Source organism: Paraglaciecola sp. 20A4 (assembly GCF_011378905.1).
Lineage (GTDB): Bacteria > Pseudomonadota > Gammaproteobacteria > Enterobacterales > Alteromonadaceae > Paraglaciecola.
Genome location: NZ_WTPY01000010.1, coordinates 1 through 25,428, shown reverse-complemented (window position 1 = coordinate 25,428; position 25,428 = coordinate 1). Strand labels below are relative to the sequence as shown.

The 25,428-nt window shown below is 42.9% G+C and carries 27 protein-coding genes; 16 read left to right on the top strand and 11 right to left on the bottom strand.

The features are described 5' to 3' along the window. Positions 1–56: 56 nt before the first annotated feature. Positions 57–443 (bottom strand): DUF2306 domain-containing protein, encoded by a 387-nt coding sequence (locus tag GQS54_RS11670; protein ID WP_166424165.1) that lies wholly within the window; start codon positions 441–443, stop codon positions 57–59. A 191-nt stretch (positions 444–634) separates the two neighbouring features. Next, positions 635–1,906, bottom strand: coding sequence for an O-acetylhomoserine aminocarboxypropyltransferase/cysteine synthase (locus GQS54_RS11665; RefSeq protein WP_166424164.1), 1,272 nt, complete (start codon positions 1,904–1,906; stop codon positions 635–637). Between the two features lie 250 nt (positions 1,907–2,156). On the opposite strand from GQS54_RS11665, the gene GQS54_RS11660 reads away from it, so the two are divergent. The 6 genes from GQS54_RS11660 to GQS54_RS11635 all read left to right on the top strand — a co-directional run bounded on the left by GQS54_RS11660 (position 2,157) and on the right by GQS54_RS11635 (position 7,121). Continuing rightward, a complete protein-coding gene (locus GQS54_RS11660; RefSeq protein WP_166424163.1) occupies positions 2,157–2,681 on the top strand; it encodes a DUF1439 domain-containing protein in 525 nt (174 codons plus the stop codon). A gap of 114 nt (positions 2,682–2,795) precedes the next feature. Continuing rightward, positions 2,796–3,629: a MipA/OmpV family protein gene (locus GQS54_RS11655; protein ID WP_166424162.1), complete on the top strand. Its 834-nt coding sequence runs from the start codon at positions 2,796–2,798 to the stop codon at positions 3,627–3,629. A gap of 29 nt (positions 3,630–3,658) precedes the next feature. Continuing rightward, positions 3,659–4,438, top strand: a complete 780-nt coding sequence (locus tag GQS54_RS11650) for a DUF1080 domain-containing protein (RefSeq protein WP_166424161.1) — start codon at positions 3,659–3,661, stop codon at positions 4,436–4,438. Positions 4,439–4,635: 197 nt separating this feature from the next. Further along, on the top strand, positions 4,636–4,998 hold the full coding sequence (locus GQS54_RS11645; RefSeq protein WP_166424160.1) for a hypothetical protein: 363 nt from the start codon (positions 4,636–4,638) through the stop codon (positions 4,996–4,998). A 107-nt stretch (positions 4,999–5,105) separates the two neighbouring features. Further along, positions 5,106–5,480, top strand: coding sequence for a hypothetical protein (locus GQS54_RS11640; protein WP_166424159.1), 375 nt, complete (start codon positions 5,106–5,108; stop codon positions 5,478–5,480). Between the two features lie 549 nt (positions 5,481–6,029). Further along, complete coding sequence (locus tag GQS54_RS11635) at positions 6,030–7,121, top strand: acyltransferase (protein ID WP_166424158.1); 1,092 nt, start codon at positions 6,030–6,032, stop codon at positions 7,119–7,121. 377 nt (positions 7,122–7,498) lie between these two features. On the opposite strand, the gene GQS54_RS11630 is transcribed toward GQS54_RS11635, so the two are convergent. Further along, positions 7,499–7,996, bottom strand: coding sequence for a YcxB family protein (locus GQS54_RS11630; protein ID WP_166424157.1), 498 nt, complete (start codon positions 7,994–7,996; stop codon positions 7,499–7,501). Positions 7,997–8,162: 166 nt separating this feature from the next. Here GQS54_RS11630 and GQS54_RS11625 point away from each other — a divergent pair, with 166 nt between their 5' ends. Continuing rightward, the gene (locus tag GQS54_RS11625) at positions 8,163–8,651 is read left to right on the top strand and encodes an RNase H family protein (protein WP_166424156.1); all 489 of its coding nucleotides are present in this window, start codon (positions 8,163–8,165) and stop codon (positions 8,649–8,651) included. 168 nt (positions 8,652–8,819) lie between these two features. Here GQS54_RS11625 and GQS54_RS11620 read toward each other — a convergent pair whose 3' ends face one another. Then, on the bottom strand, positions 8,820–9,857 hold the full coding sequence (locus GQS54_RS11620; protein WP_166424155.1) for a mechanosensitive ion channel domain-containing protein: 1,038 nt from the start codon (positions 9,855–9,857) through the stop codon (positions 8,820–8,822). A gap of 211 nt (positions 9,858–10,068) precedes the next feature. On the opposite strand from GQS54_RS11620, the gene GQS54_RS11615 reads away from it, so the two are divergent. The 4 genes from GQS54_RS11615 (at position 10,069) to arsB (ending at position 12,779) form a co-directional block, all read left to right on the top strand. After that, the gene (locus GQS54_RS11615) at positions 10,069–10,416 is read left to right on the top strand and encodes a metalloregulator ArsR/SmtB family transcription factor (protein ID WP_166424154.1); all 348 of its coding nucleotides are present in this window, start codon (positions 10,069–10,071) and stop codon (positions 10,414–10,416) included. Between the two features lie 78 nt (positions 10,417–10,494). Next, on the top strand, positions 10,495–10,968 hold the full coding sequence (locus tag GQS54_RS11610; RefSeq protein ID WP_166424153.1) for an arsenate reductase ArsC: 474 nt from the start codon (positions 10,495–10,497) through the stop codon (positions 10,966–10,968). Then, a complete protein-coding gene (gene arsH / locus GQS54_RS11605) occupies positions 10,968–11,714 on the top strand; it encodes an arsenical resistance protein ArsH (RefSeq protein ID WP_166424152.1) in 747 nt (248 codons plus the stop codon). Before GQS54_RS11610 ends, arsH begins: the two co-directional genes overlap by 1 nt. Before the next feature lie 27 nt (positions 11,715–11,741). Beyond that, positions 11,742–12,779, top strand: a complete 1,038-nt coding sequence (arsB, locus tag GQS54_RS11600) for an ACR3 family arsenite efflux transporter (RefSeq protein WP_166424151.1) — start codon at positions 11,742–11,744, stop codon at positions 12,777–12,779. 143 nt (positions 12,780–12,922) lie between these two features. Here the strand turns inward: arsB and GQS54_RS11595 are convergent, their stop codons facing one another. Together GQS54_RS11595 and GQS54_RS11590 are read right to left on the bottom strand one after the other, a co-directional pair. Continuing rightward, positions 12,923–13,819, bottom strand: coding sequence for a DapH/DapD/GlmU-related protein (locus GQS54_RS11595; protein WP_166424150.1), 897 nt, complete (start codon positions 13,817–13,819; stop codon positions 12,923–12,925). A gap of 132 nt (positions 13,820–13,951) precedes the next feature. Next, on the bottom strand, positions 13,952–14,791 hold the full coding sequence (locus GQS54_RS11590; RefSeq protein ID WP_205967731.1) for a hypothetical protein: 840 nt from the start codon (positions 14,789–14,791) through the stop codon (positions 13,952–13,954). Between the two features lie 430 nt (positions 14,792–15,221). Here GQS54_RS11590 and GQS54_RS11585 point away from each other — a divergent pair, with 430 nt between their 5' ends. Beyond that, positions 15,222–16,079 (top strand): PA4780 family RIO1-like protein kinase, encoded by an 858-nt coding sequence (locus tag GQS54_RS11585; RefSeq protein WP_158771058.1) that lies wholly within the window; start codon positions 15,222–15,224, stop codon positions 16,077–16,079. Between the two features lie 99 nt (positions 16,080–16,178). Here GQS54_RS11585 and GQS54_RS11580 read toward each other — a convergent pair whose 3' ends face one another. The 4 genes from GQS54_RS11580 to GQS54_RS11565 form a co-directional block, all read right to left on the bottom strand. Beyond that, positions 16,179–17,366 carry a retropepsin-like aspartic protease gene (locus GQS54_RS11580; RefSeq protein ID WP_166424149.1) on the bottom strand — a complete coding sequence of 396 codons (1,188 nt, stop codon included), beginning with the start codon at positions 17,364–17,366 and terminating at the stop codon, positions 16,179–16,181. Positions 17,367–17,447: 81 nt separating this feature from the next. Further along, entirely contained in the window at positions 17,448–17,912 is a 465-nt protein-coding gene (locus GQS54_RS11575; RefSeq protein WP_166424148.1) for an acyl-CoA thioesterase, read from the bottom strand. A 6-nt stretch (positions 17,913–17,918) separates the two neighbouring features. Further along, positions 17,919–18,608 (bottom strand): hypothetical protein, encoded by a 690-nt coding sequence (locus GQS54_RS11570; RefSeq protein WP_346766572.1) that lies wholly within the window; start codon positions 18,606–18,608, stop codon positions 17,919–17,921. 102 nt (positions 18,609–18,710) lie between these two features. Then, positions 18,711–19,442: a sugar-binding protein gene (locus GQS54_RS11565; protein ID WP_166424146.1), complete on the bottom strand. Its 732-nt coding sequence runs from the start codon at positions 19,440–19,442 to the stop codon at positions 18,711–18,713. Positions 19,443–19,566: 124 nt separating this feature from the next. On the opposite strand from GQS54_RS11565, the gene GQS54_RS11560 reads away from it, so the two are divergent. The 3 genes from GQS54_RS11560 to GQS54_RS11550 all read left to right on the top strand — a co-directional run bounded on the left by GQS54_RS11560 (position 19,567) and on the right by GQS54_RS11550 (position 21,709). After that, positions 19,567–20,199 (top strand): elongation factor P hydroxylase, encoded by a 633-nt coding sequence (locus tag GQS54_RS11560; protein ID WP_166424145.1) that lies wholly within the window; start codon positions 19,567–19,569, stop codon positions 20,197–20,199. Next, the gene (locus GQS54_RS11555; RefSeq protein ID WP_166424144.1) at positions 20,196–21,335 is read left to right on the top strand and encodes an ATP-NAD kinase family protein; all 1,140 of its coding nucleotides are present in this window, start codon (positions 20,196–20,198) and stop codon (positions 21,333–21,335) included. The genes GQS54_RS11560 and GQS54_RS11555 overlap by 4 nt, the downstream gene beginning before the upstream one ends. Before the next feature lie 65 nt (positions 21,336–21,400). Beyond that, positions 21,401–21,709, top strand: coding sequence for a YfcL family protein (locus tag GQS54_RS11550; RefSeq protein WP_166424143.1), 309 nt, complete (start codon positions 21,401–21,403; stop codon positions 21,707–21,709). Positions 21,710–21,798: 89 nt separating this feature from the next. Here the strand turns inward: GQS54_RS11550 and mnmC are convergent, their stop codons facing one another. Then, entirely contained in the window at positions 21,799–23,850 is a 2,052-nt protein-coding gene (mnmC, locus tag GQS54_RS11545) for a bifunctional tRNA (5-methylaminomethyl-2-thiouridine)(34)-methyltransferase MnmD/FAD-dependent 5-carboxymethylaminomethyl-2-thiouridine(34) oxidoreductase MnmC (protein ID WP_166424142.1), read from the bottom strand. A 247-nt stretch (positions 23,851–24,097) separates the two neighbouring features. Here mnmC and fabB point away from each other — a divergent pair, with 247 nt between their 5' ends. After that, the gene (fabB, locus tag GQS54_RS11540) at positions 24,098–25,312 is read left to right on the top strand and encodes a beta-ketoacyl-ACP synthase I (RefSeq protein ID WP_166424141.1); all 1,215 of its coding nucleotides are present in this window, start codon (positions 24,098–24,100) and stop codon (positions 25,310–25,312) included. Positions 25,313–25,428 lie beyond the last annotated feature (116 nt).

Genomic DNA, 25,428 nt, shown 5'->3' with positions numbered 1-25,428 from the left:
GGCCTAGTCTCGTATCTCTTTACTTCTTTTATAGTATTGTTTGCTATCGTCCGCAATCAGCCAAAAAACCAGGTATGCATCATTCTGCCCGGCATAAAGGTAAAAACGCCAGCGAGGAGTATCGCCCCAATATATAGCAACACCATACTGCGTTTATGCTTAGCGATATTACCTTTACGTACCGCAATATAAGCGCTGGGTACCGCATATAAAACAAGTAAGCTAAACAAATGCACATAGCCAAAGTGGCCAATAATTATAGGGCCAACTTCGGCTGCCATAAACAACGTAGCCAGCGCCGTTATCAGCATTAGAGTCATATAAACTTTGCCCAATAAACGGTGTGCTGGCGTACCTTTTCGATTGGCCAACAAATATGTTCCTATTAAAAATGCTGGCAATACCGTGGCAAGGTGAAAATAGGCGAGTTGCAGGTAGGTCATATTTTCCAGTTCCGTGGATAGGTTTATTCTTAACTAGGCTGGATTATATGTTGAGTAATTTTAAAATATCATGGCTTTTAGATATTTTTTGTCAGATGGGCAATGCAAGTTAAGTACTTGATAGGTTTCTAAGGTGTGCAAAAGCCACTGCTTCATTTACTAGAAACAGTGGTTTGGTATGGTTAGCGCACTTATACTGCGTCGAACGCTTGAGCTAGGTCTGCTTCTATATCGTCAATGTGTTCAATACCGATACATAAGCGCAGCATTTCTGAACTGATACCTGCACTTTTTAGCTCCTCTTCATTTAATTGTCTATGAGTTGTCGAGGCCGGGTGGCAAGCGAGCGTTTTGGTATCACCAATATTCACTAAGCGCTTGATAAGCTTGAGGGCATCGTAAAACTTCACCCCTGCATCAAAACCACCTTTTATGCCGAACGTCATTAATGACGACGGGCGACCATTGAGATATTTTTGTGCCATATCATAGTACTTATCGCCTTCAAGACCCGCATAACTGACCCATTCAACTTTCGGGTGGGCTTTTAGGTACTTAGCAACTGCTATGGCGTTATCACAGTGACGCTCCATGCGCAGGGGCAGAGTTTCCATGCCTTGCATCAGCATAAATGCGTTAATAGGAGATAAAGCGGAACCTGTGTTGCGAAGAGGCACAGTGCGGGCTCGGGCAATATACGCTGCCGCACCAAAATCACGCGTGTATACCACGCCGTGATAAGCCGGTTCAGGCTCATTAAGCATAGCGAAGCGCTCTTTATGTTCAGTCCAAGGGAATTTACCTGAGTCAACGATAATACCGCCCAATGAATTACCGTGGCCACCCATGTATTTGGTCAACGAGTGCACGACTATGTCTGCGCCATATTCAATTGGGTTTAATAGTGCAGGAGTGGCGACGGTATTATCGACTATCAAAGGGACACCATGTTTATGAGCCATTGTGGCAATGGGCTCAATGTCGACTATGTTACCCGCTGGGTTGCCGATAGTTTCGCAAAACACCGCTTTGGTTTTATCATCCATTAGCTTGGCTAAATCTTCGGCTTTGTCTGAATCAGCGAAGCGTACTTCTATCCCTAATTTAGGCAATAAATGCGCGAATAAGGTATAGGTACCCCCGTATAATTGTGGCGTCGCTACTATGTTATCGCCTGCTTCGGCAATCGTTAAAATGGCATAGTTAATTGCTGCACTGCCTGCAGAAACAACAAGTGCCGCAACACCCCCTTCAAGGGCTGCAACCCGTTTTTCAAGTACATCCCATGTTGGATTCATAATACGGGTGTAAATATTGCCAGGCACGGCTAGATCGAATAAGTCTGCACCGTGTTGAGCATTGTCGAATTCATACGCGACGGTTTGGTAAATAGGCACCGCGCAGGACTTAGTTGTGGGGTCAGTTTCATAACCCTCATGAATGCAGATCGTTTCCTTTTTCATGGGAATGCTCCTTATGTTGAGTCAGTTTGTAAAGTTGAGTAAGCAAAGGAATTACATTATCAAAGGTTTGCCCAAAAACTAGCCTTTTATAAGAATTTTCTGCGCTAAATTAGACTATTCGACATTATTTAGAAAGTGAATGGTCACTAACCTTCGCGTTTAAATGAAAAGCTGGCATACAACCAATAGCAAGAGGTAGTATCAATACCAGACGATTTCAAGTAATACGTAGCAGAACAAGAGGTGATGATTGAAGTATTTATTTGGCCTTATAATTTCCTTAACGCTTAGTTGGTCACAGGCGCACGCCTATACCAAAGAGTTTACTGAAGCCGAACTACAAGAGATGGTAAATACCATCATGCCCATGACGCGCACTAAGTTTTTTGTGACCATGACGTTGTCTGAACCACGGCTAAATTTACTCGATGCGACTAACGAAATAGGGATCGGGGCAAATATTAAGGCCAGTGCGTTAGGCGCATATAGTGGCACTGGCAGTAGCTACATAACAGGCAGCCTCGCTTACAATCAAGAGCAGGGCGCGCTGTATTTTACCAATGCCAAGCTGGTGGAGCTGAATCTACATAAAGTGTCTCAGAGCCAGCAAAATGAGATCAAGAAACTGCTGCAATCTGTTGTGGGAACGATTTTAGAGTCACGTCCTATCTATGTGTTAAATGATGCGGATCTAAAACAGAAATTGGCTAAAGCAACGCTGGAGTCGGTAGTGGTAGAAAATGGCAAGTTAATAGTGACGTTGGGAATGTTTTAATGCCACTTTTAGCCGTGTGTTGGAGCCTGTATTGCAAGCAATGCTTGTATATGTGTGATTATTAGCGATCACGAAATTATTATAGCTGATTTAATACAGCTTGGAGAGCGCTTTATGCCAATACCCTATTTAACTGTCCCCAAGCAGAGAATAGCGATAAATGCTGTTATCTTGCTAATGGGGTTTTGTGGGCCTATAACGGCGTTTGCTAATGTGGCTGAATATAAAGGAAGTAGACCAGATGTTAATGTCTCTCAGTGGGGAATTGGCATAGGTGCAATAAGCCAGCAGCAGGGAATTGAAGGTATTGATAGAAACACCGTTGTCATTCCATTTCTAAGTTACGAAAGCCAATATATTCGTTGGTTTGGTCCAAGTATTGATATCAAACTGCCTAGCTTAATAATCGATAGCACTCAGAAAATAAAATTTAGTCTCACTGGCCGTTACGATTTTGGAGGCTACGATAATGATGATATTGAAGATACCCCTATTCTACAGGGAATGGACGAACGGGAAGGAGGCTTTGGTATTGGGGCTAAAGCCCATTGGCAAAATCCTTGGCTTGATGTGAATGCCCAGTGGATGAGCGATGTATCTGGCGATAGAGAAGGTTATTTTTTCAGTCTTGGTGTCGACAAAACGTGGATGTTTGGACAGCAGATTATGCTATCGCCGCGCATTGTCGCTGTTTTTTTGAATGACAATTATGTTGATTTTCAATACGGTGTTCGGTCTTATGAGGCTACTGCTGCTCGCTCGATGTATAAAGGTGAGGCTACGGTGAACATAGAATATGGGATGCGCGTGGCGTACTTGTTTGATAAACGCAGTTCAGTTTTTATTGATGGCAGTATCACGAGTCTAGGTGATGAAATAAAGGACAGTCCGCTGGTGGATAGTGCCACCGAAAATAAATTCATGTTGGCCTATTTATATAAATTCTAACCTATATGCGCACTAAAATAAGGACACATATGTCAGTTAAACCACTTTTGCTATTGTGCACTATGACCTTAGGTCTATTAGGCTGCGCCAATAACAACGAGTCACAAAAATGGGTAACCCTATTTAATGGCAAAAATTTAGATGATTGGGTGATGAAAATTAATCACCACCCAGCAGGGGATAATTACGGTAATACCTTTCGCGTAGAGGATGGCTTGCTGAAAGTCCGTTACGATCAATACGAATTTACTGATGAGTTTGGGCACTTATTTTACAAGACATCTTTTAAAAACTTTCATCTGCGTGTTGATTATCGTTTTAGTGGGGAATTTGCCAAGGGGGGAGCTAAATACGCTGAATTAAACAGCGGTTTGATGTTTTATAGCCAATCTCCAGAATCCATTAATAAAGACCAAAACTGGCCAGTGTCAGTGGAGATGCAATTTTTGGCTGATTTAGGTGATGGTAAGCGTATGACGGGGAATATGTGCTCCCCAGCTACCAACATTGTGTATCAAGGTGAAGTGTATCCCGCCCATTGTCTGTCCTCAAATTATCCCGCATTAGCAAAAGATCAATGGGTTACTGCTGAGTTATTGGTCGAAGACGATTCGATTACTCAGTTAATTAATGGTCAGGTCGTGTTGCAATACAGTCATCCCACTCTGGACGGCAACGATAAAATAGTGAACGGCCAGAGCGCTATATTCAAACAAGACGGCAAAGTATTACAGTCTGGATATATTGCTCTGCAAAGTGAAGGGCAGCCCATCGAGTTTAAAAATGTGGAAATTAAAGAACTGGATTAACGAGGTCGCTGCTTTGGATTATTAGCGTATTAGTGCACTAAATCTTCGCGCAGTGAGTTGGCTCGCTTTGCGCTGATAATTATCACAAAAGTATGCCGACTATCACTATTCATTAACAATAACTGCGACACCCTTTTGTTTGAAAAATAACCTGTCTACACTGCTGTCATTAATTTTTAAACTGACGGCTATTTTCTATGAAACCATTACTTATGCTCGTGACTATGGCTTTATTCTTTTTGTCAGGCTGCGCGTCAGCCGTAAAGCGCCACGAACTAGTTAAGGGGCATTTGAACAAGGTCGTTGATTGTGCTGACGCACATCTCGATATTGCGACCCTTGAATTACAAAAAACGACGACTCAAGAAAAATTAGTTAATGGCGTTGCTTCTGTCTTGCCAACTTCAATTTTACTAAACGTTATCTTAGGGGAGTACGGTAGTCGTGCTGCCATTGCAACAGGAGCGTTTGATAAAACACTCGACAATAAAATAACTGCCATTGAAAGTGACTGTATGCTTGATGATGTTGCCAATGACTTGATGCTCGTAAAGAAGTAAGTTTATAACTACATGCCTGCTATGTTTGAGCTAGGCTTATTTCGTACTGGCGTTTGCCTAATATTTTGCAGTAGCATAAGCCCTACAATAATAATAAAGGCGGCATTATGAAAAAATCACTTGGTTGGGCGAATTCTTTAGATTGGTTTATGGCGCTGTTGGCTTTATTAGCGGGTTTGGCGGTATTGCAAACTTTTATAATAGGTAGGCATTATATTATTCCAACTATATTATTGGTCGCCACTGTACTGCTAGGGAATCTGGCTTGGTATGGTTTGACCCAAACCAATTGGGCAAAACGGATTAATTTTTGGTGTGGATTCTTACTGACCTCTCATGGCTTTTTTGCATTGTTTTGGTCCAAGAAATATCGAGAGATACTTGGGGATCAGTTTGAGTTAGTTTGTGGTGTTGTTACTTTAGTCTTTCTGGTGGTGACGTGGTTATATGCCAAGCAGAATAGTTTTTTTGCAAAAGCATAAATGCTGGAATCGACTCTAAGGGGCGGGTGTGGCAAAATCTGCGTTTTTATTTTTGCCGGTATGTTCCTTCAAAACCTAATTTTGGGTGAGCTTCCCCTTCTGTCAATATGTTTGTTCGGCTAAGAAAATTTTATTAAATTAATAAGCAGTTTGGCTCTTGCCAAACTTATCTTATGTTTTTAGAGCCGATAAATGATACATAATAGGTCAGCAATTTTTTGATTTTTTTAGGATGTCTCGGATCGGTCTACGATATGTCTATAGCGTCAATACATGAATCAAAACAGGGTTCTTACATCTTGTTACCAGAGGCCTAAAAGCGGATCGTTTTTGCAGTTAGGTGTCGGCAAACCAAATAATATTACTGACTATCCTAGTATTCGTTATCTCTAGCAGATTGTATAAAAATGAAAAGGATTACTAGTTAATAATTTAACTGTTGTAGTAAAACTATACACATATCTGCGGTCACTTTTTGAAGCGGCTAAGCAATTTTTGTCGCAGTAGCGCGGGGGAGCGCTTTTTTATAATTTCAGGTATGAGTGTATAATGAGAATTGATGAATTAACTTTTTTTAGATTTATAGCAGCCTCAATTGTTGTTGTTTTTCATTTTGGAAGCGATGCAACCGGCTTTGCCGGTGCATTAGCGGCAGGACCACAAATGGTAACATTTTTCTTTGTTTTGTCAGGATTTGTTATGGGTATATCCTATTTTAATAGAGACATAATTAATAAATCCTATTGGTGGGCAAGGATAGCTAGAATAATGCCAGTTTATTTATTAGCAATAGTTTTGATGGTGTTATCATCTTATTTACAAGGGAAGCAGGTAAATAACCTTTCATTATTTTTGAATTTATCACTTCTGCAAGCCTGGTTTCCTCCTCATCCTCTATCTATAAATGGTCCTGGCTGGTCACTTTCTGTAGAAGCTTTTTTTTATTTAACATTTCCATTTTTGTTATATGGTATTAAGTCTAGGAGTATGTCGGTTAGGCATATGATGATAGCTTCACTATTTGTGTGGGGGGTTACACAAGCAATAACGACAGGGGCATTATCTGCTGGTTTTTACGGTGGTTTCCCGTCGTTTTCCCACGATCTAATCTACTATTTTCCTCTTACACATTTTTGCAGTTTTATCTTAGGGGTTTATGGTGCAATGTGGGTTTTAGAAAAGAAGTGTTCGATTACAAATAATACAGCTTCATTTTTTATTGTGGGAATGATTACTGCAACATTAGTGATGTTACTTAACAACGAATCTAAAATTTCAAACTTTTTTGAGCTAGAGTTTGCTTTTAGCTCAAGCTTTTTCGCGCCGATTTTTCTTGTTTTTATTGTGGCCGTTTCTATTTGCCGCTCTAAGTTAATTCGAATGTTTAGTGCAAGGCCACTTTTGCTCTTAGGTGAGGCGAGTTTTTCGCTCTACATATTACAGATACCCATTCATCAAATTTACGAAAAGTACATCGTAGGTGATTTAGGCTTATCGCCACTCGTTCATTTTACATTATTTTTTATTATCTTAACGATAGCGTCAATTTTGTCTTTTATCTTGTTCGAAAAACCTGCAATGAATTTCATCAGGTATTCTCTACCGAATGCCATAAGGAATACAGTGAACAGAAGTAATTAAGGAGGACAATTTCTACTACGGTAAAAAACCGTGTTTTCTTTGTCTTTTACAAAAGCAATAGGTCTTATGATAAGTTTTAGTTTGCCGCACTTCCATTTTTAATAACATCCTATCAAAAATGGAATCTCGTCAAAGTAATAGTGACGCGTCGAATGCATTTACGTTTAGCTGTCATTTTGCTGCGATACAGATTATTTCATCGATATAGAGTTCAAATTTAGTGCACTTTTTAGTTGGCTGAAATTAGCCAAAGGCTTAGCACGCTACAGATCAGATGTATCTGACACTTAAGGTTTACCGGCTAATATACCTATAAGGTTAAGATGATTACCGCATTGCCAAGTGCGTGATGATTAACTATACGTTCGGTATCTTTCTTAATTCGCTTTAGGGTTTATTAATTGTGTTTTTGCCATAACAAACGCTTTTGCTTCTTCCGTTAGGGCTCTGGCCGATAGGTAGTTTTTGCTATCGTTATGATAGAGCAGCCAGCCATTTTCGGTGCTTTCTATTTTGCTGATATCGGCCCATCGTATGATACTTTCAATATGAATAGATTTGCTGCTGACGGCGTCTTCATCGATGGTTAACGTCAGTTCTGTATTGGCTGCCTTGCTGATTAATTGTCTGGCCAGCCACCACGGTTTTTTAAAACGAATACTAAATACTTCTAGGCCGCCTAGGGCGATGATAAACCAAGCCACAAATGCGTTTATCTCGGTTAACATAAGTACTGCTAAGCCTACTAGCGCTAGTAGAGCCGCAATCAGATAGACTTTTTTTGAATTATCTGCTGGAACCGATGCTTCGTAAGTTTCAATATAATGGCTTTTATCGAGTAAATAGGTCGTGGAGTAGGTAAATGCTGTGGTCATCGGTTTTTTATATAAAGGAAAAAAAGCCAGTGTAACGGGATGCGTGTTACCTTAATAGGTATATTCTTAATATATAATACCTTCATTCGCCCAATCCGTTGATTATTAAATTGCTGTAAAAGCAAACGTTAATGTTCACGCTTAGCCATTTTTAAACGGATAAATAATGCCGGATTTACAACTATTTACTGACGGTAGTGTTAATTCTCAGCGAAAAGTGGGTTATGGCGCTTACCTACTTATATCTGATCAGAATCTGCCGATTGATACCCTCAAAGAACGAGTTAAAATAAAACGTTTCGAACAAACAAGTTCGACTAAACTTGAATTACAAACCCTGTTATGGGCATTGTCAGAAATAGATGCTTTGGTGAATGGTCAAGGTTCAAGTTTGACTGTGTATACTGACTCACAGAATATCATTGACTTACCGAGCAGGCAGGCCAGCCTAGAACAAAATGATTATTTCTCTGCTCGCAACAAACGACTGAGCAATTATCAATTATATCAAGACTTCTATTGTTTAATATGCAAAATTGAATGTGTATTCGTGAAAGTCAAAGGTCACCAAGTTACTAATAATAAAGCGGAAGTGGATAAACGCTTTACCTTGGTGGATAAGGCATCTAGACGGGCTTTACGAAGTGAGTTTTAAGTTTTTTAAGAAAACATCGCAGACGAAACATGCGCACTAACCAAATTAAAAATCAATCCAATCGATTGATGAACTTACTGAGGATTTTGAGAGCATGGACTGCTTCATTCCAATAGATACTTATTTCGCTGGCTATTCATCTATTTAGGCTAGCCACTGGCCCTTTCACTATTCATCCTCTGGCGTTTCTACTACGCTTTTAATATCAGCGAGTTCTTGTTTTAACGTATCGATACGCTTCTCCATGGCTCTGCGCTGATCTTTTTCGGCCTCGGGGATTTTGCTTTCTAAGGTTTTAATTTGTTCGAGTAAGTCGACTTTGTCAGTCGCTTGTTGTTGGGCCTGCTCTGCTTTGTCAAAGACCACGTCTTCTGCTGTGCTGTCGTTTTGTATCTGATTAAAGCCTGGGGAGTGGGCGATTTTTCGCTCTACGTCTGGGCCTGCGTGTTGGCTAACAAAGGTAGGCGACATTATTTCTATATCATTGTCATGTAAGCAATCGAGCACATGTCGATGAAAATTTGAACGGGCAGTAAGCAGATTCTTTGTCTCAACAAGTAGACCGCTGACCCGGTAGGTGACCGAAAAATCACCAAGCTGGGTAACGTGCACAAAAGGATCTTCTAGTCCAGTTTGTTTAGCCGCTTGTAATAATAACGCATCTATCTTGCTGTGATGCAAATCATAACCTAAAGATAATTCGACACTGATAATAGTGCCTGAACGGCGAATGACGCTAAGGGGTTTATTGATCAACAGGTTGTTAGGAATAGACACCAGTTCTCGGGTTTCAGTTTGAATTTCACAGTCAAACAGACCTAATTCAGTTACGCGGCCAAAGAAGGTATCAAAACTAATAAAGTCGCCAGTGCGAAAAGGCTGAGTGAAGCGCATTAATGCTCCGGCCATCAAGTTGCTAAACAAAGTGGTAGAGGAAAATGCCAGCAAACCAGAGAGTACTAAGCCTATTAAGCTTAATATCTGTAGCTCTAGACTTTCTGATACCGGCAGCATAATCACCACTGTGATCAGGCCCACTAGCATAAGCGTTAACATACCAAGCTGACGAGCAAATATATTCTCATCTCCCGTGCGCTTTAGCTTATTAAAGAACACGGCTTGCACTAACCAAGTGAGCAACCCAAAAATACCCAATGTGATGACAACGGGAAGCCAATCACCGATGAAGTTGTTGCTTGTAAGCATATTTTTTCCGTATCAGTAATGGTTTTATCTACGAGGTAGGTGTTTGTTATACCTCGTTATTGCAGGCAAATGCCAGTCTCTTAGATAAAAGTAACAATGATTAGGTTTCGAATGATCCCTTGATAACATTCATTCTATATGCAGAAATCAATAATTGACATTCGTAAAAACATATATATGATATTTCGCATATCAAGCTGCGGAGCGTTGTATGTCTACCCCGATTTTGTCCCCTCTTACGTTTTATAAATGCTTGTCTGATGACACACGACTTAAGGCGTTAATGTTAATTTATCTCGAAGAAGAGTTGTGTGTATGTGATTTAATTACTGCCTTGAAATTGAGTCAGCCTAAAGTGTCGCGTCATTTAGCTGATCTACGCCGTTGCCATATTTTGCTTGATGAGCGCCGAGGGAAGTGGGTTTATTATTCCATTAATCCAAAGATGCCGGATTGGGCTATGACCGTACTGCAAACCACTGCCCATAATACAGAGGCCTATTTGAATGACTGCATTACCAATTTGAATATTGCCAAGCAAAATGAATGTTGTGATTGACGGATCGCCAGTATGGAAAATTCGCTAACACTGTAAAACCATTACCCACTAAATAACGGAAAATAGTAGAGCTATATCATGTTAAAAGTCCTTTTTATTTGTACCCACAATCGCTGTCGCAGCATTTTATCTGAGGCCATTACTAATCATGTTGGGCAAGGCGAGTTTGACGCCCGCAGCGCAGGCAGCCAGCCTGTTGGTGAAGTGCACCCATTATCTATTAAATACTTACAGGAAGCGGGCATTGCCACCGACGGACTAAAGAGCCAGTCTTGGGATGAATTTGAAGCGTTTGCCCCAGATGTGGTCATTACCGTTTGTGACAGTGCGGCGGGTGAGGCTTGTCCACTATGGTTTGGTGATAGCGTTAAGGTGCATTGGGGCTTATCAGATCCATCAAAATTAACGGGTAATGATGAGGAAATCGCCCATGCTTTTCGCGCGACAATCGAAGAAATTACTCAACGAGTACACGCTATGTCGCGCTTGGCGTTAGACAGGAAAAATCCTCAAGCATTGCGTGATGCCTTTGCTGTACTGGGAGCACAATAATGTCCGATTTTAACCCCATTGACGCACCAGAGGTGCCAGCAGACTTATCAGAAAATATAGCGACAGAGTCATTCGTCGTTCCGTCTTCAGGTAATTTCAAAAGTGCGGGGTCAAAACACAAACCAAGGATCCTGTTGTTGTACGGATCACTTCGAACGCGCTCGTTTAGTCGCTTAGTGGTGCAAGAGAGCGCTAGATTACTCAACGCCATGGGCGCAGATACCCGGATATTTGATCCGACAGGTTTGCCCTTGCCGGACGCAGAAGATGAAATGCACCCTAAAGTCGCTGAATTGCGAGACCTTATGTTGTGGTCAGAAGGACAGGTATGGTGTTCACCTGAACGCCACGGTGCCATGACGGGCATTATGAAAAGCCAAATTGATTGGGTGCCCTTGTCATTAGGTGGGGTGAGGCCTACTCAGGGTAAAACCTTGGCGGTTATGCAAGTTTCCGGTGGTTCCCAGTCATTTAATGCGGTAAATCAGATGCGCATTTTGGGGCGCTGGATGCGTATGTTAACCATACCTAATCAGTCTTCAGTGGCAAGAGCCTTTATGGAGTTCGACGAAAATGATCAGATGATGCCATCACCTTATTACAATCGTATTGTGGATGTGCTGGAAGAGCTGATGAAGTTTACTTTACTGACGCGAGATAACACCGATTATTTGGTAGATCGTTATTCTGAGAGAGTAGAAAGCGCTGAAAAGGTTAGCCAGCGCGTAAATCAGCGGTCGATATAATTTTAAGCAAAGGGTAAGGCGAGTATTATGGGCTTATTTGAACGTTATTTATCAGTTTGGGTCGCGCTAGGTATTGCTGCGGGCGTGCTGTTAGGCAGTATGCAACCGGAGTTATTTGCAGAGATAGCTGGTTTTGAATATGCACACGTTAATCTGGTGGTGGCGGTACTGATTTGGTTGATGATTTACCCGATGATGATCCAAATTGACTTTTCGTCGATCAAAGATGTGGGGCGTAAACCCCGAGGCTTAATACTGACATTGGTTATTAATTGGTTGGTTAAACCCTTTACCATGGCCGCATTAGGTTGGCTATTTTTTAAAGGAATATTCGCCGATTGGGTCGACCCGCAAACTGCGAACGAATATATAGCTGGCATGATTTTACTTGGCGTAGCGCCGTGTACCGCCATGGTTTTTATCTGGAGCCAACTGACAAAAGGCGATGCAAATTATACGTTGGTGCAAGTATCGGTGAACGATATCATCATGATTTTCGCGTTCGCACCGATTAGTGCGTTGTTGCTCGGTATGAGTGATATTCAAGTACCTTGGGAAACGTTGATTATTTCAGTGGTGTTGTACGTGCTCTTACCTTTACTCGCGGGAGCGATGACACGTTCGTGGTTGAATAAAGGGACTGGTACTGCTGAGTCGCAAACCGATGATGCGAGGATTACTAAATTTGTGAGTGTACTGAAGCCTTGGTCAATTATTGGTCTATTAGCGACAGTCGTTTTACTATTCGGATTTCAAGCACAAACAATCCTGGAACAACCACAAATGATCGTCTTAATTGCGATCCCTTTGTTGCTGCAAACCTATGGTATTTTTGCCATTACTTACTACGCAGCAAAACGCCTGCGCTTACCCCATAATGTAGCTGCACCAGCCAGTATGATTGGCTCATCTAACTTTTTTGAATTGGCCGTCGCGGTAGCAATATCGTTGTTTGGGCTTCACTCAGGCGCTGCGCTGGCCACAGTAGTGGGGGTCTTAGTTGAGGTGCCAGTTATGTTGTCTTTGGTGTATTTTGCCAACCGTACTCGTCAGTGGTTTGATTGATAAAAATCGGCATCGAAATGGTATTAATGCGCAGATAATCCCTTGGGCCTAATATTCATTGTAAGCATAAAAAACCAGCTTTTCAGCTGGTTTTATTTTTAAATTCTAACTAAACGTCTTATTTATCAGCGGCTTAAAACGAATTAGTCATTGTTGTGCAAGCTGGCATTAAGACCGCCCCACTTAGAAGAATCTGCAACAATCGCTTCAACTGAACCCGTTTGGCTATTGCGACGGAATAACAAACCGTTCATACCTGACAACTGGCGTGCGGATACCACTTCACCATCAGGGGTCTTTACTTTAGTCCCCGCGGTAATATACAGACCCGCTTCAACGATACAATCATCACCGAGTGAAATACCGATACCTGCATTAGCACCTACCATGCTGTTTTTGCCTATAGCGTTAATGCTCTTGCCACCACCAGACAATGTGCCCATAGTGGATGCACCGCCACCTATGTCAGAGCCGTCGCCTACGACTACGCCCTGAGAAATACGTCCTTCAACCATAGAGCTACCGAGTGTACCTGCATTGAAGTTAACGAAACCTTCGTGCATTACGGTGCTGCCAGCAGCTAAATGTGCGCCTAAACGTACACGGTCTGCATCACCAATTCGTACGCCCTCAGGAATAACGTAATCGGTCATGCGCGGGAATTTGTCAATAGAGGTAATGCTTAAATGGTGGTGTTCATTGGCAATGGCACCACGAAGCTCGTCGACTTTGTTCGGTAATACCGGGCCTGCTGAGGTCCAGGCTACATTCGTCAATAAACCAAATATGCCAGTTAGGTTGATGCAATTTGGTTGCACTGTGCCTTCAGATAACAAATGCAAACGCAGGTAAGCGTCTTCGATGGTTTTTGGCGCGCCGTCAATTTCAAGTTCAATTTCAACGAAATCGCTGCTAATCAATCCCACTTTTTGGGCTAGGCAGCTACGCGCAATTTGGGTGTTTGCGCGTGGGAACCACACATCTAACGTTTTACCACTGGCGGCATCGATGTAACGATGACCAATACGTTTTACAGTCATTTATTTTTCCTAGTTTGTTCGTTTTAAGGACAGAAACCGAATTATGTCTTGAATCGACACATTTGACAGCCCCATTTTGCTTATAAATTATAATATTCGCGGTTTTTAGTGCCGATAAATAGCTGTCACAGCTTACAAGCTTAACGATAATTCACTTTTGATTTTTTCAGTGGAAGCAATTTTTTCCTGTACTGCAAAATCAATCAACGACAATTCTACCCCGCGATTAGCTGAATTGGCTGCCGATGGGTCGAACGAGCACAACGTTAGTACTTCATTGTAACTGTGCATTTGCCATACATAGCATCGGTTAAAGCCACTGTGCAATACAGCGTACCCGGTATCATCACTGACAAATTTAGCACTGCGTGATACTTCCAACGCTTCGAAGTATTCTATAACGTCATTCGCAACATCTTCTCTTGGGTTTAACGCTGCTACAAAACTATGAAGCGGCACATCACCTTGCTGCGTGCTGATTTGCTTGCGTGCAGTCTCAATCGTCAGAGGTTCTCCATACTTAGAAACTGCTGATGCGAGCACATCTTTCAATACTTCTTTGATGCCAATATAAGCACTCTCAACGGTATACAGGCTTTTAATTTCATTGATGAAACCGTTAAATTTATTGAAGTGCAGCTCTATTCGCTGTTCTAAGCGCGAGGTTTGGTAGGGTTGATAGAAACTTAGGCGAACTTTATCGCTGCGGGTACTGCGGGCAATATGGTGTAGTTTTGCCCCTTGGTCATACAGCATCATGGCACTGGCGAGGGCGTTATCCCCAATATGGATATGTTTTATGTCCATGGTACTGCGGCTATTTTGGTCGGTACCTAAACGCTGAGATGCATCAAAGCGTTTTAATCCAGTGGTTTGTTCTAATGGATGAACGATCGCGGCGTGGGCTACGCCCAAGCTGACTAATGAAAGGTAACTAACTAACAAAAAACATTTCGGTATTTTTATCTTCATAGGGTTCCTAATGGCGTGAACAACAAAGCCTAGGTTGCAGCATAGCACTTCGCGCACTCCGGCAACACTGATGTGCGGTTTGTGTTGTAGGTTGCTTTAAAATCTTGATTTTCAAGCAACATTAATTGTCAAATTGCTTGAGGAAAGTTTGTTAAATTAAGTTTGTTAGGATCAACTTAACTGATTTTGTCGAGACGTCGTTTAAGCACTTGATATTGAAACATTAGCAGATTAATCTACTACAAAGTGTGAGTGTTTTAACCTGCTTTTAATTGATGACGAGACGCTAAAAGTGACCTAAACAGAGTCGTGACTAAGCGTCCGTTCAAAGCCAATATCTAACTTCATTTCTAAGGTGTTTCATTGAGTAAGTGTATGACAATCTTTTGCTGCTATTCCAAGCATGCCTTAACTGCTGTATAACGGCGCCATGAAAATACCAAAACGAATCCAACCACTGGTTGATGATGGCCTTGTTGATGAGGTGCTTTACCAGCTTATGAGTGGTAAAGAAGCCACCGTGTACGCTGTACTGTGTGGTAAAGAAATCCGCTGTGCCAAAGTATATAAAGAAGCGATGAAGCGTAGCTTTAAAAAAGCAGCGCAATATCAAGAAGGCCGTAAAGTGCGTAATACCCGCCGCGCTCGCGCCATGGAAAAGGGCTCTAAGTTTGGTCGTAAGCAACAGGAAGATGCTTGGCAAAACACCGAAGTCGATGCATTATTTACGTTGGCAAAAGCCGGTGTGCGTGTGCCTGAACCTTACGGATGCTATGACGGCGTATTGCTAATGGAGCTAATCACTGACGATGACGGTGATGTGGCGCCGCGCCTAAATGACGTCGCTATGTCTGCTGAGCAGGCCATAGAAGATCATGCTGTGGTGATGGTGTATGTTATGCGAATGCTTTTGGCTGGCTTAGTGCACGGGGATTTATCCGAATTTAACGTTTTAGTTGATGCATACGGCCCGGTTATTATCGATTTACCACAAGTGGTCGACGCTGCAGCGAATAATAATGCGTTTAGTATGTTGCAGCGTGACGTGCGCAATATGACTGAGTATTACGGTCAATTTGCTCCAGAGTTGAAAGATACGCACTATGCGGAAGAAATGTGGGCGTTGTTTGAATCCGGTGAACTTGAACCTGATACCCAGTTGACAGGACATTTTGATTTCCCTGACGATGAAGCGGATGTAGACACTGTTCTAGAAGAAATTAAAGCTGCGTTCGAGGAAGAGCAAGAACGTAAGGCGCGTATAGCAGGCCCTAGCGAAGAGGAATAGCTAGCAGGATTTTACTTGCTAGCAAATAACCGCTTCGTCACGGATAGCATCAGCTATCCGTTTTAACTGTTTCTTTCGACTAAACCTAACTAAGTCAACTTAGCGTAAATAGAGTTGCGCATTTTGTTGATCAATTCGAAAATCGAACTCCCGCAAAAAGTTCATACCCAATAAGCCATCACTGTGCGCTAACTCGCCAAGCGGTAACACCATTATATTGATATTCTTCACGTGAAGATTGGCAATCTCTAGTGAGGCAAATTGATACATAGGTGAGCGGACAGTGCCATTGGCCGTCTGCACGTTAAATTGTCCGACAAATTTGGTTTGGACTATCTTGAAAAGCTGCTTAAATTTTTGGCGTGAAATTGCAGTTGTTGATGCACCCGTATCAATTAAAAAATTCACTTGATGACCGCTTAGGCGGGTCGTTACCACATATTGATCGCCATATTTGAGTAGTGCTATGGGGGTATCTTCATTGTGACGAAATGGATCTGTAAATGGCTCAGAAAGTCGAGAGTCATGATTAGGTTCAGTTAATGATTGATAGGGTCGTGCAATGAGCTGTCGAATACGGATAGCCTGAGGATCATCATAGCGAATTGACGCCAACACATTTTCCATTAAGTTAGCTTGTTGCTGGCGTGCATAAGCTGTAGCAAGAGCCAATATAAGTGAACGACTGGTAGGACTAACCTGCAATAATGGCTCGATAAATTGTGCTAAAATATCCCAAGAATTAGCTTGTGTAAGTGCAGCTACCGTTTCTTCAGTTAAACGGGTTACCGTTTGCTGCACATGCTCTTGTTGGGCGGCACTCAATGGTAAGCTCAATAAGCTTTGATAATGAATAATCGCGTCACTTAATAAGCTGGTGTGGACGATATATTCAGCCTCCAGCAATAAAAAGTCGATATCTTGTGGATGTTGACGCAAATAAAGCGGCAGGAATTCGTCTAACTTGGCGTATTCCTGAGCCGCCAACCAGTGTCGGGCTTGAGCTAAGTATGCCTCTCGGCGAGCGAGAGGGCGTTTGTTAGTAAAATCTTGCTTAGGCTCTTGTTGATATAATCGGTCGTTATCAAGACGTTCGTAAGTGGGGGGGAAGTTGGTCTCTAATCTTTCCTGTTCACCGAGTACTGCAGCTTTGGTATCTTGGTCTGCTGCGTCAACTCTTTCAGGTAAATAAATTTTTGTTGTATCGATTCGTTCTCTGTATTGATAGAGGTTAATGACCACTGAAGCGATAAGCAGTATCAATAGGGTAGTGTGCGTTTTAGTCATGCTATGCTAACTCATCAATTTGAAAGCATCATAATTTTGAGGGCGGGCGCGGCTAGTCACACTGCGTATCTCCATCTGGGCTCATTGATCGTTATCAGTGATCATTGCGCCAACGTACGTGTCGGTAAATATTTTTGGCATTCGCTTCGGTCTACCTGAGCTTAGGGCAATACAGACAAATTCTGTTCTCGCTTTTAGCATGGTTAAGCCATCACTAAGCCGAATAAATTGAAAGTGTCGGGCGAGTTTTAGTTTGTTGTCACAGCTTATTATCCACGTCGCGCAGGCGAGGGTATCTCCAAGCAATGCTGCGGCGAGGTAATCAATTTCGTGACGGCTAATCGCCATACCTCTATCCAGTTCCTGATACTGCTGAATACTTAGTCCTAATGAATTCGAATGAGCCCAAGCTGTGCGCTCAAGTTGGCTGACATAGGCCACATTGTTTACATGATTGTAGTGGTCGATTTGTTCAGGGCTGATTTGCCATTGGCAAATAAAGGGCTTTGGGTGTAGCCAAGGAAGGTGCTCTAATGGGGTCGGCATATTCGTTTAGGTCTCGAGTGTCATTTCAATACTAGGCACATAAGGTAACGGGTTTTCCCCCTGCGGGGCAAATAATAGTGACGCAAGGCACTGCTCTTTCGTCACTATATTTTGCATAAACAGCTCACTATTAGGGATTTTCTTAAACGCTTTGAAACCATTTTGTAAAAATTGATGTAGGGTGAATAGGCCTTTCACTTTAGCTGGATGCTTTGATAGGGCCAGCATCATGGTCACACCTTTTACCGCAACGGCCTCGCGTAGGTTAATCCCTAAGGTATTTAATAATGCTATTTGCTCTTGGCGTAGAGATAAATTATCACCAGCCAGATAAGCCTGTGCGTAGCTCTGTCGGTCAATTACGATGAATTCAGATGTAGCTTGTTCAACAAATTTAATGGCTACAGCGTAATCCAATTCAAAAGACAAGGCCTGTAAGCGAAGAGCAGACGCTAACGAACTAAGTGCTTTATTAGGCATGTACTTATGCATTTTCGGTACAACTCGGATTATATCAGCATCCCTTTGGCTAAAATTTTGGGGACCGTATATTTGTTCTACAAAAAATTGCAGGGCGGGTGCATGAAGAGGATCATTCAGCAGGGCCTGATGGGTGGCGTGCATGCGGAGCGTTTGCCATTTTTGTACACTCTGAACAAGTGGCTGTAAACCCGCTTCCAGGGCAATATTTTGCACGTCTGCCACCGTACGCAGGTGGCGAGAAATTTGTGAAATTAAATCAGGCATATAATTAACAAGCGTGATTTAGACTTGGGTGAGCCCCAGCGAAAATAGGCATTATTTTCTAAGGGTTATCTTACCGAATACGTCGGCGGTGATGAAGCCTAGGTTTTTGCTACCATTTTGCGCTTCAAAGTCATGGTCGCCCATAAAATGTTCCCGCACATCGCTGCCATCGTTGTCACAATAAGCCAACATAAAACCCATAACGTCACCAGCCTTAAGCAAAATTGCTGCTTTTGGGTCTGCATCAGTATAGTCATTCGGATAACGTTTTATGGCCACTTCCCATAATACGGTATTGGGTGTACCTAATTGGCGCTTCCAGATACTGCTGATATGGTCATTATACAGATGCGCCTTTTCATCATCACCAATATCAGCTGCTTGGTTATCAAGACCAATGTGATATGCCAACGCGGTGTGGTTGAACTGGTGAATTCCACCTGATGCATCTCCATCAACAAAAATCTCAAGCGCATCATCATCCCAATAACGATCTAGGGGATCTGCATGGGTGTCAATTAACATGTCATCGGTAATTTCAGCTTGTAAGTACAAGTAATTTTCATCCCATAATAAACGATAACGGCCATTAAAATCTGCTTTTTCAGGCAAGGTGCCGTCCATCAAATACGGCATATCATGCCACTTTGCTTGCTGCCAAACGGCGTCTTGTTGGCCATCTATGATGGGTGCCACTGAAGTATGTTTAACATCAAATGCTTGAGCAGAGGCCACGCTGAACGTGCAGGCGATTAATAGCGGCTTTACGATACCTTTTAACATGATATGTCCTTGTAGGTGAGATGAAAATAGTCGTGGCTATAGCTTGACGTAAAGCAAGAGGTAACACAATAGAACGTTTATCGGCTTGAGTTTATAGTATGGGGTTCGGTAGAATGCCGCCCTAATGAATACCTTAAATTCCCCAGAACCGTCATGTGATCTAAGTCACTGCGAATTGCATCACGTGTCGCATCGTTTCCAAGACGCTATCGCGCTATTTAACGCAGCCTTTGCTGAAAGTGAAAATACTCAGTTGGTCAAAGGCTTAGATGAGCCCGAATATATCCCAGCAGGCAATAATTGTGTTTATCATCAGGTGATTTTTGCGCATGGTTATTTTGCCAGTGCACTACATGAGATAGCGCATTGGTGCATAGCAGGCGCCCAGCGTCGTTTACTCAACGATTACGGTTACTGGTATTGCCCTGATGGTCGTAACGAGCAACAACAAAAACAATTCGAGCAAGTAGAAATAAAACCACAAGCAATTGAATGGGCATTTTCCGTCGCTGCGAATAAACCATTTCGTGTCAGTACAGATAACTTAAATGGTGTTGAACCGGATACGAAACACTTTACGTTAAACGTGTACGAGCAAGTGATGCGCTACTTACAAGAAGGCTTTCCTCCGCGAGCGGCATTGTTTATTAAGCGCTTGGCTGAATTTTATGGAACTGACGATATCATTGCGGCCAAGTTTGCGTTGCCAAATGCGGATGGGAGTCATCCAGATAAACCAATTGAGGAGGCATTATGACCAATAAAGCGCCATTTTCGCTAGGTCTAATCATAAACCCGTTTGCTGGTATTGGTGGCAGTGTGGCTTTAAAAGGCAGTGACGGCAGTGATACCCGCGCGCAAGCTTTGGCGCTAGGAGCGCAAAAACTAGCAAATAGTCGCACACGATTAGCCCTTGAAGAATTACTTCCTTTTAAAACGCAGATACATATTTTTACCGCAGCCGGTGAAATGGGCGAAACTTTAGTCGCCGAGCTAGGCTTTAGCTACACAGTGATATACCAGCCACAAACGTTGCAAAGCGAAGCGATCGATACCGAGCAGTGCGCGCAAGTGTTACAAGCACATAATGTCGACTTACTGTTGTTTGCAGGGGGGGATGGAACCGCACGCAATATTTGTCATATTGTCGGTGCCACGTTACCTGTGTTGGGCGTGCCAGCAGGCTGTAAAATTCATTCAAGTGTTTATGCCGTGACGCCGCAAGCTGCAGGGCGTGTGGTGGCCATGTTGATTCAAGGACAAATTGTCACGCTGCAAGACGCTGATGTTATGGATATAGATGAAGTATTGTTTCGTCAAGGCCGTGTTAACGCACGCCATTACGGTGAGATGCGCGTACCCAGTGAGTTGCGTTATATGCAGGCGGTTAAAATGGGCGGAAGAGAGTCCAATGAACTCGTGTTAGCCGATATCGCCGCCCAAGTGATCGAATTTATGGATGAGCACCCCGAGCGTTTATTTGTGATGGGATCAGGTTCCACGGTTGACTTCATCATGCAAGAGCTCAATTTGGCCAATACCTTATTGGGGGTCGATATGGTGCAAGGCGGCCGACTAGTCGCCAACGATGTGTCCGCTGATGTGTTACTGAAACATACTGCAATGGCCCCTACCACCCTAGTGATTACCTTAATTGGTGGCCAGGGGCATATTTTTGGGCGAGGTAATCAACAACTTAGCCCTGGTGTATTGCGGCAAATTGGTCGCGAGAACTTTTTAGTTGTCGCGACGAAGGGAAAGTTACAGGCTCTTAATAATAAACCTCTTATCGCAGATACCGGTGATATCGCACTAGATGCACAGCTCGCGGGCTTGATAAGTGTAACCACTGGGTATAAAGACCAAGTTTTGTATCCGATTGCCAAATTTTAATAGGCTGAACAACTATTTTTGGCCCATTTATCAACTTACATTGTTATAGGACATTAGAAACCTCAATGATTGAATCAGTAAACTGTGACGTGACAAAACAAGCGTTTGATGACTTTGTGGATTCCACCCAAGCTTATCTTGACAGCGTGGTAATTGACGGTAATGACCAAGAATTGTTTATTGCCAGTTATCTAACGGGGCATTTTTCATTAGTAGGCAGCAACGCCTTAAGATTAGATGACTTCTCCCTAGATACGTTGAATACCTACATGTTAAAAAGCTTAGAAAAGGCGTACGTAAACAAAGAAGTGTTAGGCCAAGATAAAATCGAAGTCTCAGCTTTATGGCAACAATTGTTTAGTCGGGCTGAATAAAGTCTAGGCTGATTTTCGCTAAGAATGAGAGCTGGATTACCCTCATTTTTATGCCTTTTAGTTTGCTGATTTTTCATCTTTTAACCGGGCTATATTTCTCGGCGAATAAGCTGTCGAATAAGAAAGCGGTTAGGGTTTAAGGTATTCAGTAAATCATTTGGTAAAGGTAATGGCTGAGCGCTGATTTGGCTGGCCAGTATTTCGGCCATCAGTGGGGCAGTGGTTAATCCTCTAGAGCCCAAACCGGTGAGCATATATAGGTTCGGCAGATCGCTTCCTTGAGGGTACTGAGTCTGCGGAAAGGCTTTATATAAATCCGCCAACTCAATTTTTTGCTTGGCAATATCCGCCAATGCACCGACTAATGGTAAGTGATCTGGTGAGCTACAACGCACCGCTGCACGGCCAGCTCCATTTCCTTCAACATTTTGTGCCCATGGACATTTTTCAAGAGATTGATAATGAGTGGCCAAATTTTTTGTTTGCTCTTGGAGTCGATAATCCGTCGCCAGATCATCTTTTATATAAGTCGAACCCAACGCATGTTGTCCTTGATATTCTGGGGTTAAATATCCTTTATGACACAGTACCGTATTGAGGTTAGCTAAGGCTGGCTGAGCAGGAATGGCTTCAACTTGGCCGCGAACCATACGTAAAGGGAAGTCATCTAAATCAGTAACACTTTGGCTTTTGGCCCCCGTGGCGTAGATAACAATATCGGCGATGGCTTGATATTGTCTATTAGGGGTATTTTCAGCTAAGCAATCAAAGTTTAATTGCCATTGCTCATTATGTCGTTCAAGTCCGGTCAATGTCTGATTGTTATGTAATGTGGTTTTGCTTAAATCCCCAGCGGCGTTAAATAGCGCTTTGACTAACTGGACTGGGTCTATCCAGCCGCCTAAAGGCATAAATAGACCACTGTAGGGCATAGCGCATTGACTGATATGTTGGGCTTGCTGTGAGTCAACATATCGGACTAGATCTTCTGGCCAGATATTATTGTCAATTAGCTTTGCGTAGCGTGCTGCTAAAGCAGGCTTGAATCCAAGCTGCAATACACCGCACCATTGATGAGCAAAATCGTAACCGTCAGCTAACAGTTTTCGGTAAACACCTGAGGCGTATACGAAGCTATGGGCATTAATTTGACTGCTGTGGCTAGCATCTGCATTCAACTGAGGGTAAAACCCAGCCTGAGGGTTACCGGAGGCGCCTTGGGCAGGAGCTGAGTCGTTGAAATAGATATCGCATTGATAGCCTCTTTGCGCTAATGCATAGGCTGCTGTCGCCCCAGCAATACCTGCACCTATAATAGCGACAGTCGGTTTTTTGTCCAAATTAAACGACTTCGATAGCGCCGCCCTATAGGCCGAGCGATGATAATACTTGGCTTGTTGTCGTTCACTGTTTGGATGAAGAATATGTCCCGCGAGCATTTCACGTTTTCGACCATGGCCCTTACGTTTTTCTACAGTAAAGCCGACATCCCGCAAGCCGCGCTTAACAAAGCCCGCAGCGGTAAATGTAGAAAATGTGCAGCCGTTACTGGCGAGTCTGGCCATTTGCTCAAATAACGCGTGGGTCCACATTTGTGGGTTTTTACTGGGGGCAAAGCCGTCCAGAAACCAGGCATCGACTAAGCCCTTTTGATCCACATATATTTGCGGCAGTGAATCGTGGATATCACCCAGCCATAAATCTAAAATCACCCGATTGTTACAAAAGTTCATTCTATGACAGCCAGTTAACGGCATGGGATACTGACTAATAAGTTCCTCTGCTAAGTCATTAAATTGTACAAAAGTCCCTAACGCCTGCACTAAGTCTTTGCGATTTAGCGGAAATTTTTCGGTACTAACAAAATGTAGGCTAAAATGACTATTGGGATTCTGTTTAATAAATTGGCTGAACGTCGCTAGGGTAACTAAAAAATTTAACCCTGTGCCAAAGCCAGTTTCGGTTATCACGAAGGTATTTTTGGACCAACGTGACCAGCGATCCAGCAGTTGATTATTCAGAATGAAGACGTGTTCGGCTTCGGCCGCGCCGCCGGCAGCGGAAAAATAAATATCGTCAAAATCCGTGGCCAATGGTGTGCCATCGGCATTAAATTCAATATATGCTGTTTTAATGGTCAATCGGGTGGGTCTCCGAGTATGCTTGGACTAGTCTTCAAAAGCGCGATAGTTTAAGGTAACTGTCTGAACAAACCAAACAGTGTATATAAACCAAACTGTATTGCTATTTTTAACCGGTGATGATTTGTTGAACAGTTTGCGCTGTGTATGATATTTATACACAGAAGAGCAGACCAGTTGCGACGTTAAAATCGTTACCATATGCGGCAATTTTATAAGCAGCAATTTTTTGCTTGAAGGGTTAATCATGAGAAGAGCGGTTATCACCGGACTAGGTATAGTTTCTAGTATTGGTAACAACAAAAATGAAGTCACGAAGTCCCTTAGAGAGGGGCGTTCTGGCATCACATATTCTGAACAGTTTGCCGAAAATGGCATGCGTAGTCATGTTTGGGGTAAAGTTGATATTAACTTAGCTGACCACATCGACCGTAAAACGTTACGCTTTATGGGTGATGCGGCGGGCTATGCGTACATTGCTATGCAGCAAGCGGTAGAAGATTCAGGCCTTACGCCTGAAATGGTGTCTAACGTTCGCACTGGTATTATTGCCGGTTCAGGCGGCGCCTCTTCTCAGCACCAAGTCGAAGCAGTCGATATTTTGCGTGAAAAAGGTTTACGGCGCGTTGGTCCTTATATGGTGACACGCTGTATGGGCAGTACGGTATCTGCTTGTTTGGCGACGCCATTCAAAATCAAAGGTGTTAACTATTCGATTAGTTCTGCATGTTCTACCAGCGCACACTGTATTGGTAACGCGCTAGAGCAAATTCAACTAGGTAAGCAAGATATTATTTTTGCTGGTGGCGGTGAAGAGTTACATTGGACATTGTCTATGGAATTTGACGCTATGGGTGCACTTTCTACTAAGTACAATGATGAGCCGAGTAAGGCATCACGTACCTATGACGCTGATCGCGATGGTTTCGTCGGCGCAGGCGGCGGCGGTATGGTTGTCGTTGAAGAACTAGAGCATGCATTGGCTCGTGGCGCTAAAATTTACGGCGAAATTGTCGGTTATGGTGCTACGTCAGATGGTGCTGATATGGTTGCCCCTTCAGGTGAAGGCGCAGTTCGTTGTATGCATCAGGCAATGGAAGGGCTTGATGAACCTATCGATTATATTAATACTCACGGTACGTCTACTCCAGTCGGTGATGTAAAAGAGCTATGGGCTATTGGTCAAGTCTTCGGCGATAAAGTACCACCATTAAGTGCAACTAAAGCGATGACTGGTCATGCGCTTGGTGCTGCGGGAGTAAACGAGGCGATCTATAGTTTATTAATGATGGAAAACGATTTTATCGCCCCTTCTATAAACATAGAAACCCTAGATGAAGCCGCAAAAGGTATGGACGTAGTCACTACCACGCGTGATGCTAAGTTAAACACGGTTATGTCAAATAGCTTCGGCTTTGGTGGCACCAACTGTACGTTAGTGATGCAGCGCTACAAAGGCTAATTACCTAACGTTATTGAACGACGAACGCCCGCTATCAGCGTAATGCCGTTCACTTAAGGTGAACGGCATATTTACTTTTGGCAACCGGATATCTATTTTTTGATACTTTTAAGCAC

Excerpts from the sequence above, each read along its gene's own strand:
- GQS54_RS11670 (WP_166424165.1), bottom strand. The coding sequence starts at position 443 with ATGACCTACCTGCAACTCGCCTATTTTCACCTTGCCACGGTATTGCCA.
- GQS54_RS11665 (WP_166424164.1), bottom strand. The coding sequence starts at position 1,906 with ATGAAAAAGGAAACGATCTGCATTCATGAGGGTTATGAAACTGACCCC.
- GQS54_RS11655 (WP_166424162.1), top strand. The coding sequence starts at position 2,796 with ATGCCAATACCCTATTTAACTGTCCCCAAGCAGAGAATAGCGATAAAT.
- GQS54_RS11650 (WP_166424161.1), top strand. The coding sequence starts at position 3,659 with ATGTCAGTTAAACCACTTTTGCTATTGTGCACTATGACCTTAGGTCTA.
- GQS54_RS11645 (WP_166424160.1), top strand. The coding sequence starts at position 4,636 with ATGAAACCATTACTTATGCTCGTGACTATGGCTTTATTCTTTTTGTCA.
- GQS54_RS11640 (WP_166424159.1), top strand. The coding sequence starts at position 5,106 with ATGAAAAAATCACTTGGTTGGGCGAATTCTTTAGATTGGTTTATGGCG.
- GQS54_RS11635 (WP_166424158.1), top strand. The coding sequence starts at position 6,030 with ATGAGAATTGATGAATTAACTTTTTTTAGATTTATAGCAGCCTCAATT.
- GQS54_RS11630 (WP_166424157.1), bottom strand. The coding sequence starts at position 7,996 with ATGACCACAGCATTTACCTACTCCACGACCTATTTACTCGATAAAAGC.
- GQS54_RS11625 (WP_166424156.1), top strand. The coding sequence starts at position 8,163 with ATGCCGGATTTACAACTATTTACTGACGGTAGTGTTAATTCTCAGCGA.
- GQS54_RS11620 (WP_166424155.1), bottom strand. The coding sequence starts at position 9,857 with ATGCTTACAAGCAACAACTTCATCGGTGATTGGCTTCCCGTTGTCATC.
- GQS54_RS11615 (WP_166424154.1), top strand. The coding sequence starts at position 10,069 with ATGTCTACCCCGATTTTGTCCCCTCTTACGTTTTATAAATGCTTGTCT.
- GQS54_RS11610 (WP_166424153.1), top strand. The coding sequence starts at position 10,495 with ATGTTAAAAGTCCTTTTTATTTGTACCCACAATCGCTGTCGCAGCATT.
- arsH (WP_166424152.1), top strand. The coding sequence starts at position 10,968 with ATGTCCGATTTTAACCCCATTGACGCACCAGAGGTGCCAGCAGACTTA.
- arsB (WP_166424151.1), top strand. The coding sequence starts at position 11,742 with ATGGGCTTATTTGAACGTTATTTATCAGTTTGGGTCGCGCTAGGTATT.
- GQS54_RS11595 (WP_166424150.1), bottom strand. The coding sequence starts at position 13,819 with ATGACTGTAAAACGTATTGGTCATCGTTACATCGATGCCGCCAGTGGT.
- GQS54_RS11590 (WP_205967731.1), bottom strand. The coding sequence starts at position 14,791 with ATGAAGATAAAAATACCGAAATGTTTTTTGTTAGTTAGTTACCTTTCA.
- GQS54_RS11585 (WP_158771058.1), top strand. The coding sequence starts at position 15,222 with ATGAAAATACCAAAACGAATCCAACCACTGGTTGATGATGGCCTTGTT.
- GQS54_RS11580 (WP_166424149.1), bottom strand. The coding sequence starts at position 17,366 with ATGACTAAAACGCACACTACCCTATTGATACTGCTTATCGCTTCAGTG.
- GQS54_RS11575 (WP_166424148.1), bottom strand. The coding sequence starts at position 17,912 with ATGCCGACCCCATTAGAGCACCTTCCTTGGCTACACCCAAAGCCCTTT.
- GQS54_RS11565 (WP_166424146.1), bottom strand. The coding sequence starts at position 19,442 with ATGTTAAAAGGTATCGTAAAGCCGCTATTAATCGCCTGCACGTTCAGC.
- GQS54_RS11560 (WP_166424145.1), top strand. The coding sequence starts at position 19,567 with ATGAATACCTTAAATTCCCCAGAACCGTCATGTGATCTAAGTCACTGC.
- GQS54_RS11555 (WP_166424144.1), top strand. The coding sequence starts at position 20,196 with ATGACCAATAAAGCGCCATTTTCGCTAGGTCTAATCATAAACCCGTTT.
- GQS54_RS11550 (WP_166424143.1), top strand. The coding sequence starts at position 21,401 with ATGATTGAATCAGTAAACTGTGACGTGACAAAACAAGCGTTTGATGAC.
- fabB (WP_166424141.1), top strand. The coding sequence starts at position 24,098 with ATGAGAAGAGCGGTTATCACCGGACTAGGTATAGTTTCTAGTATTGGT.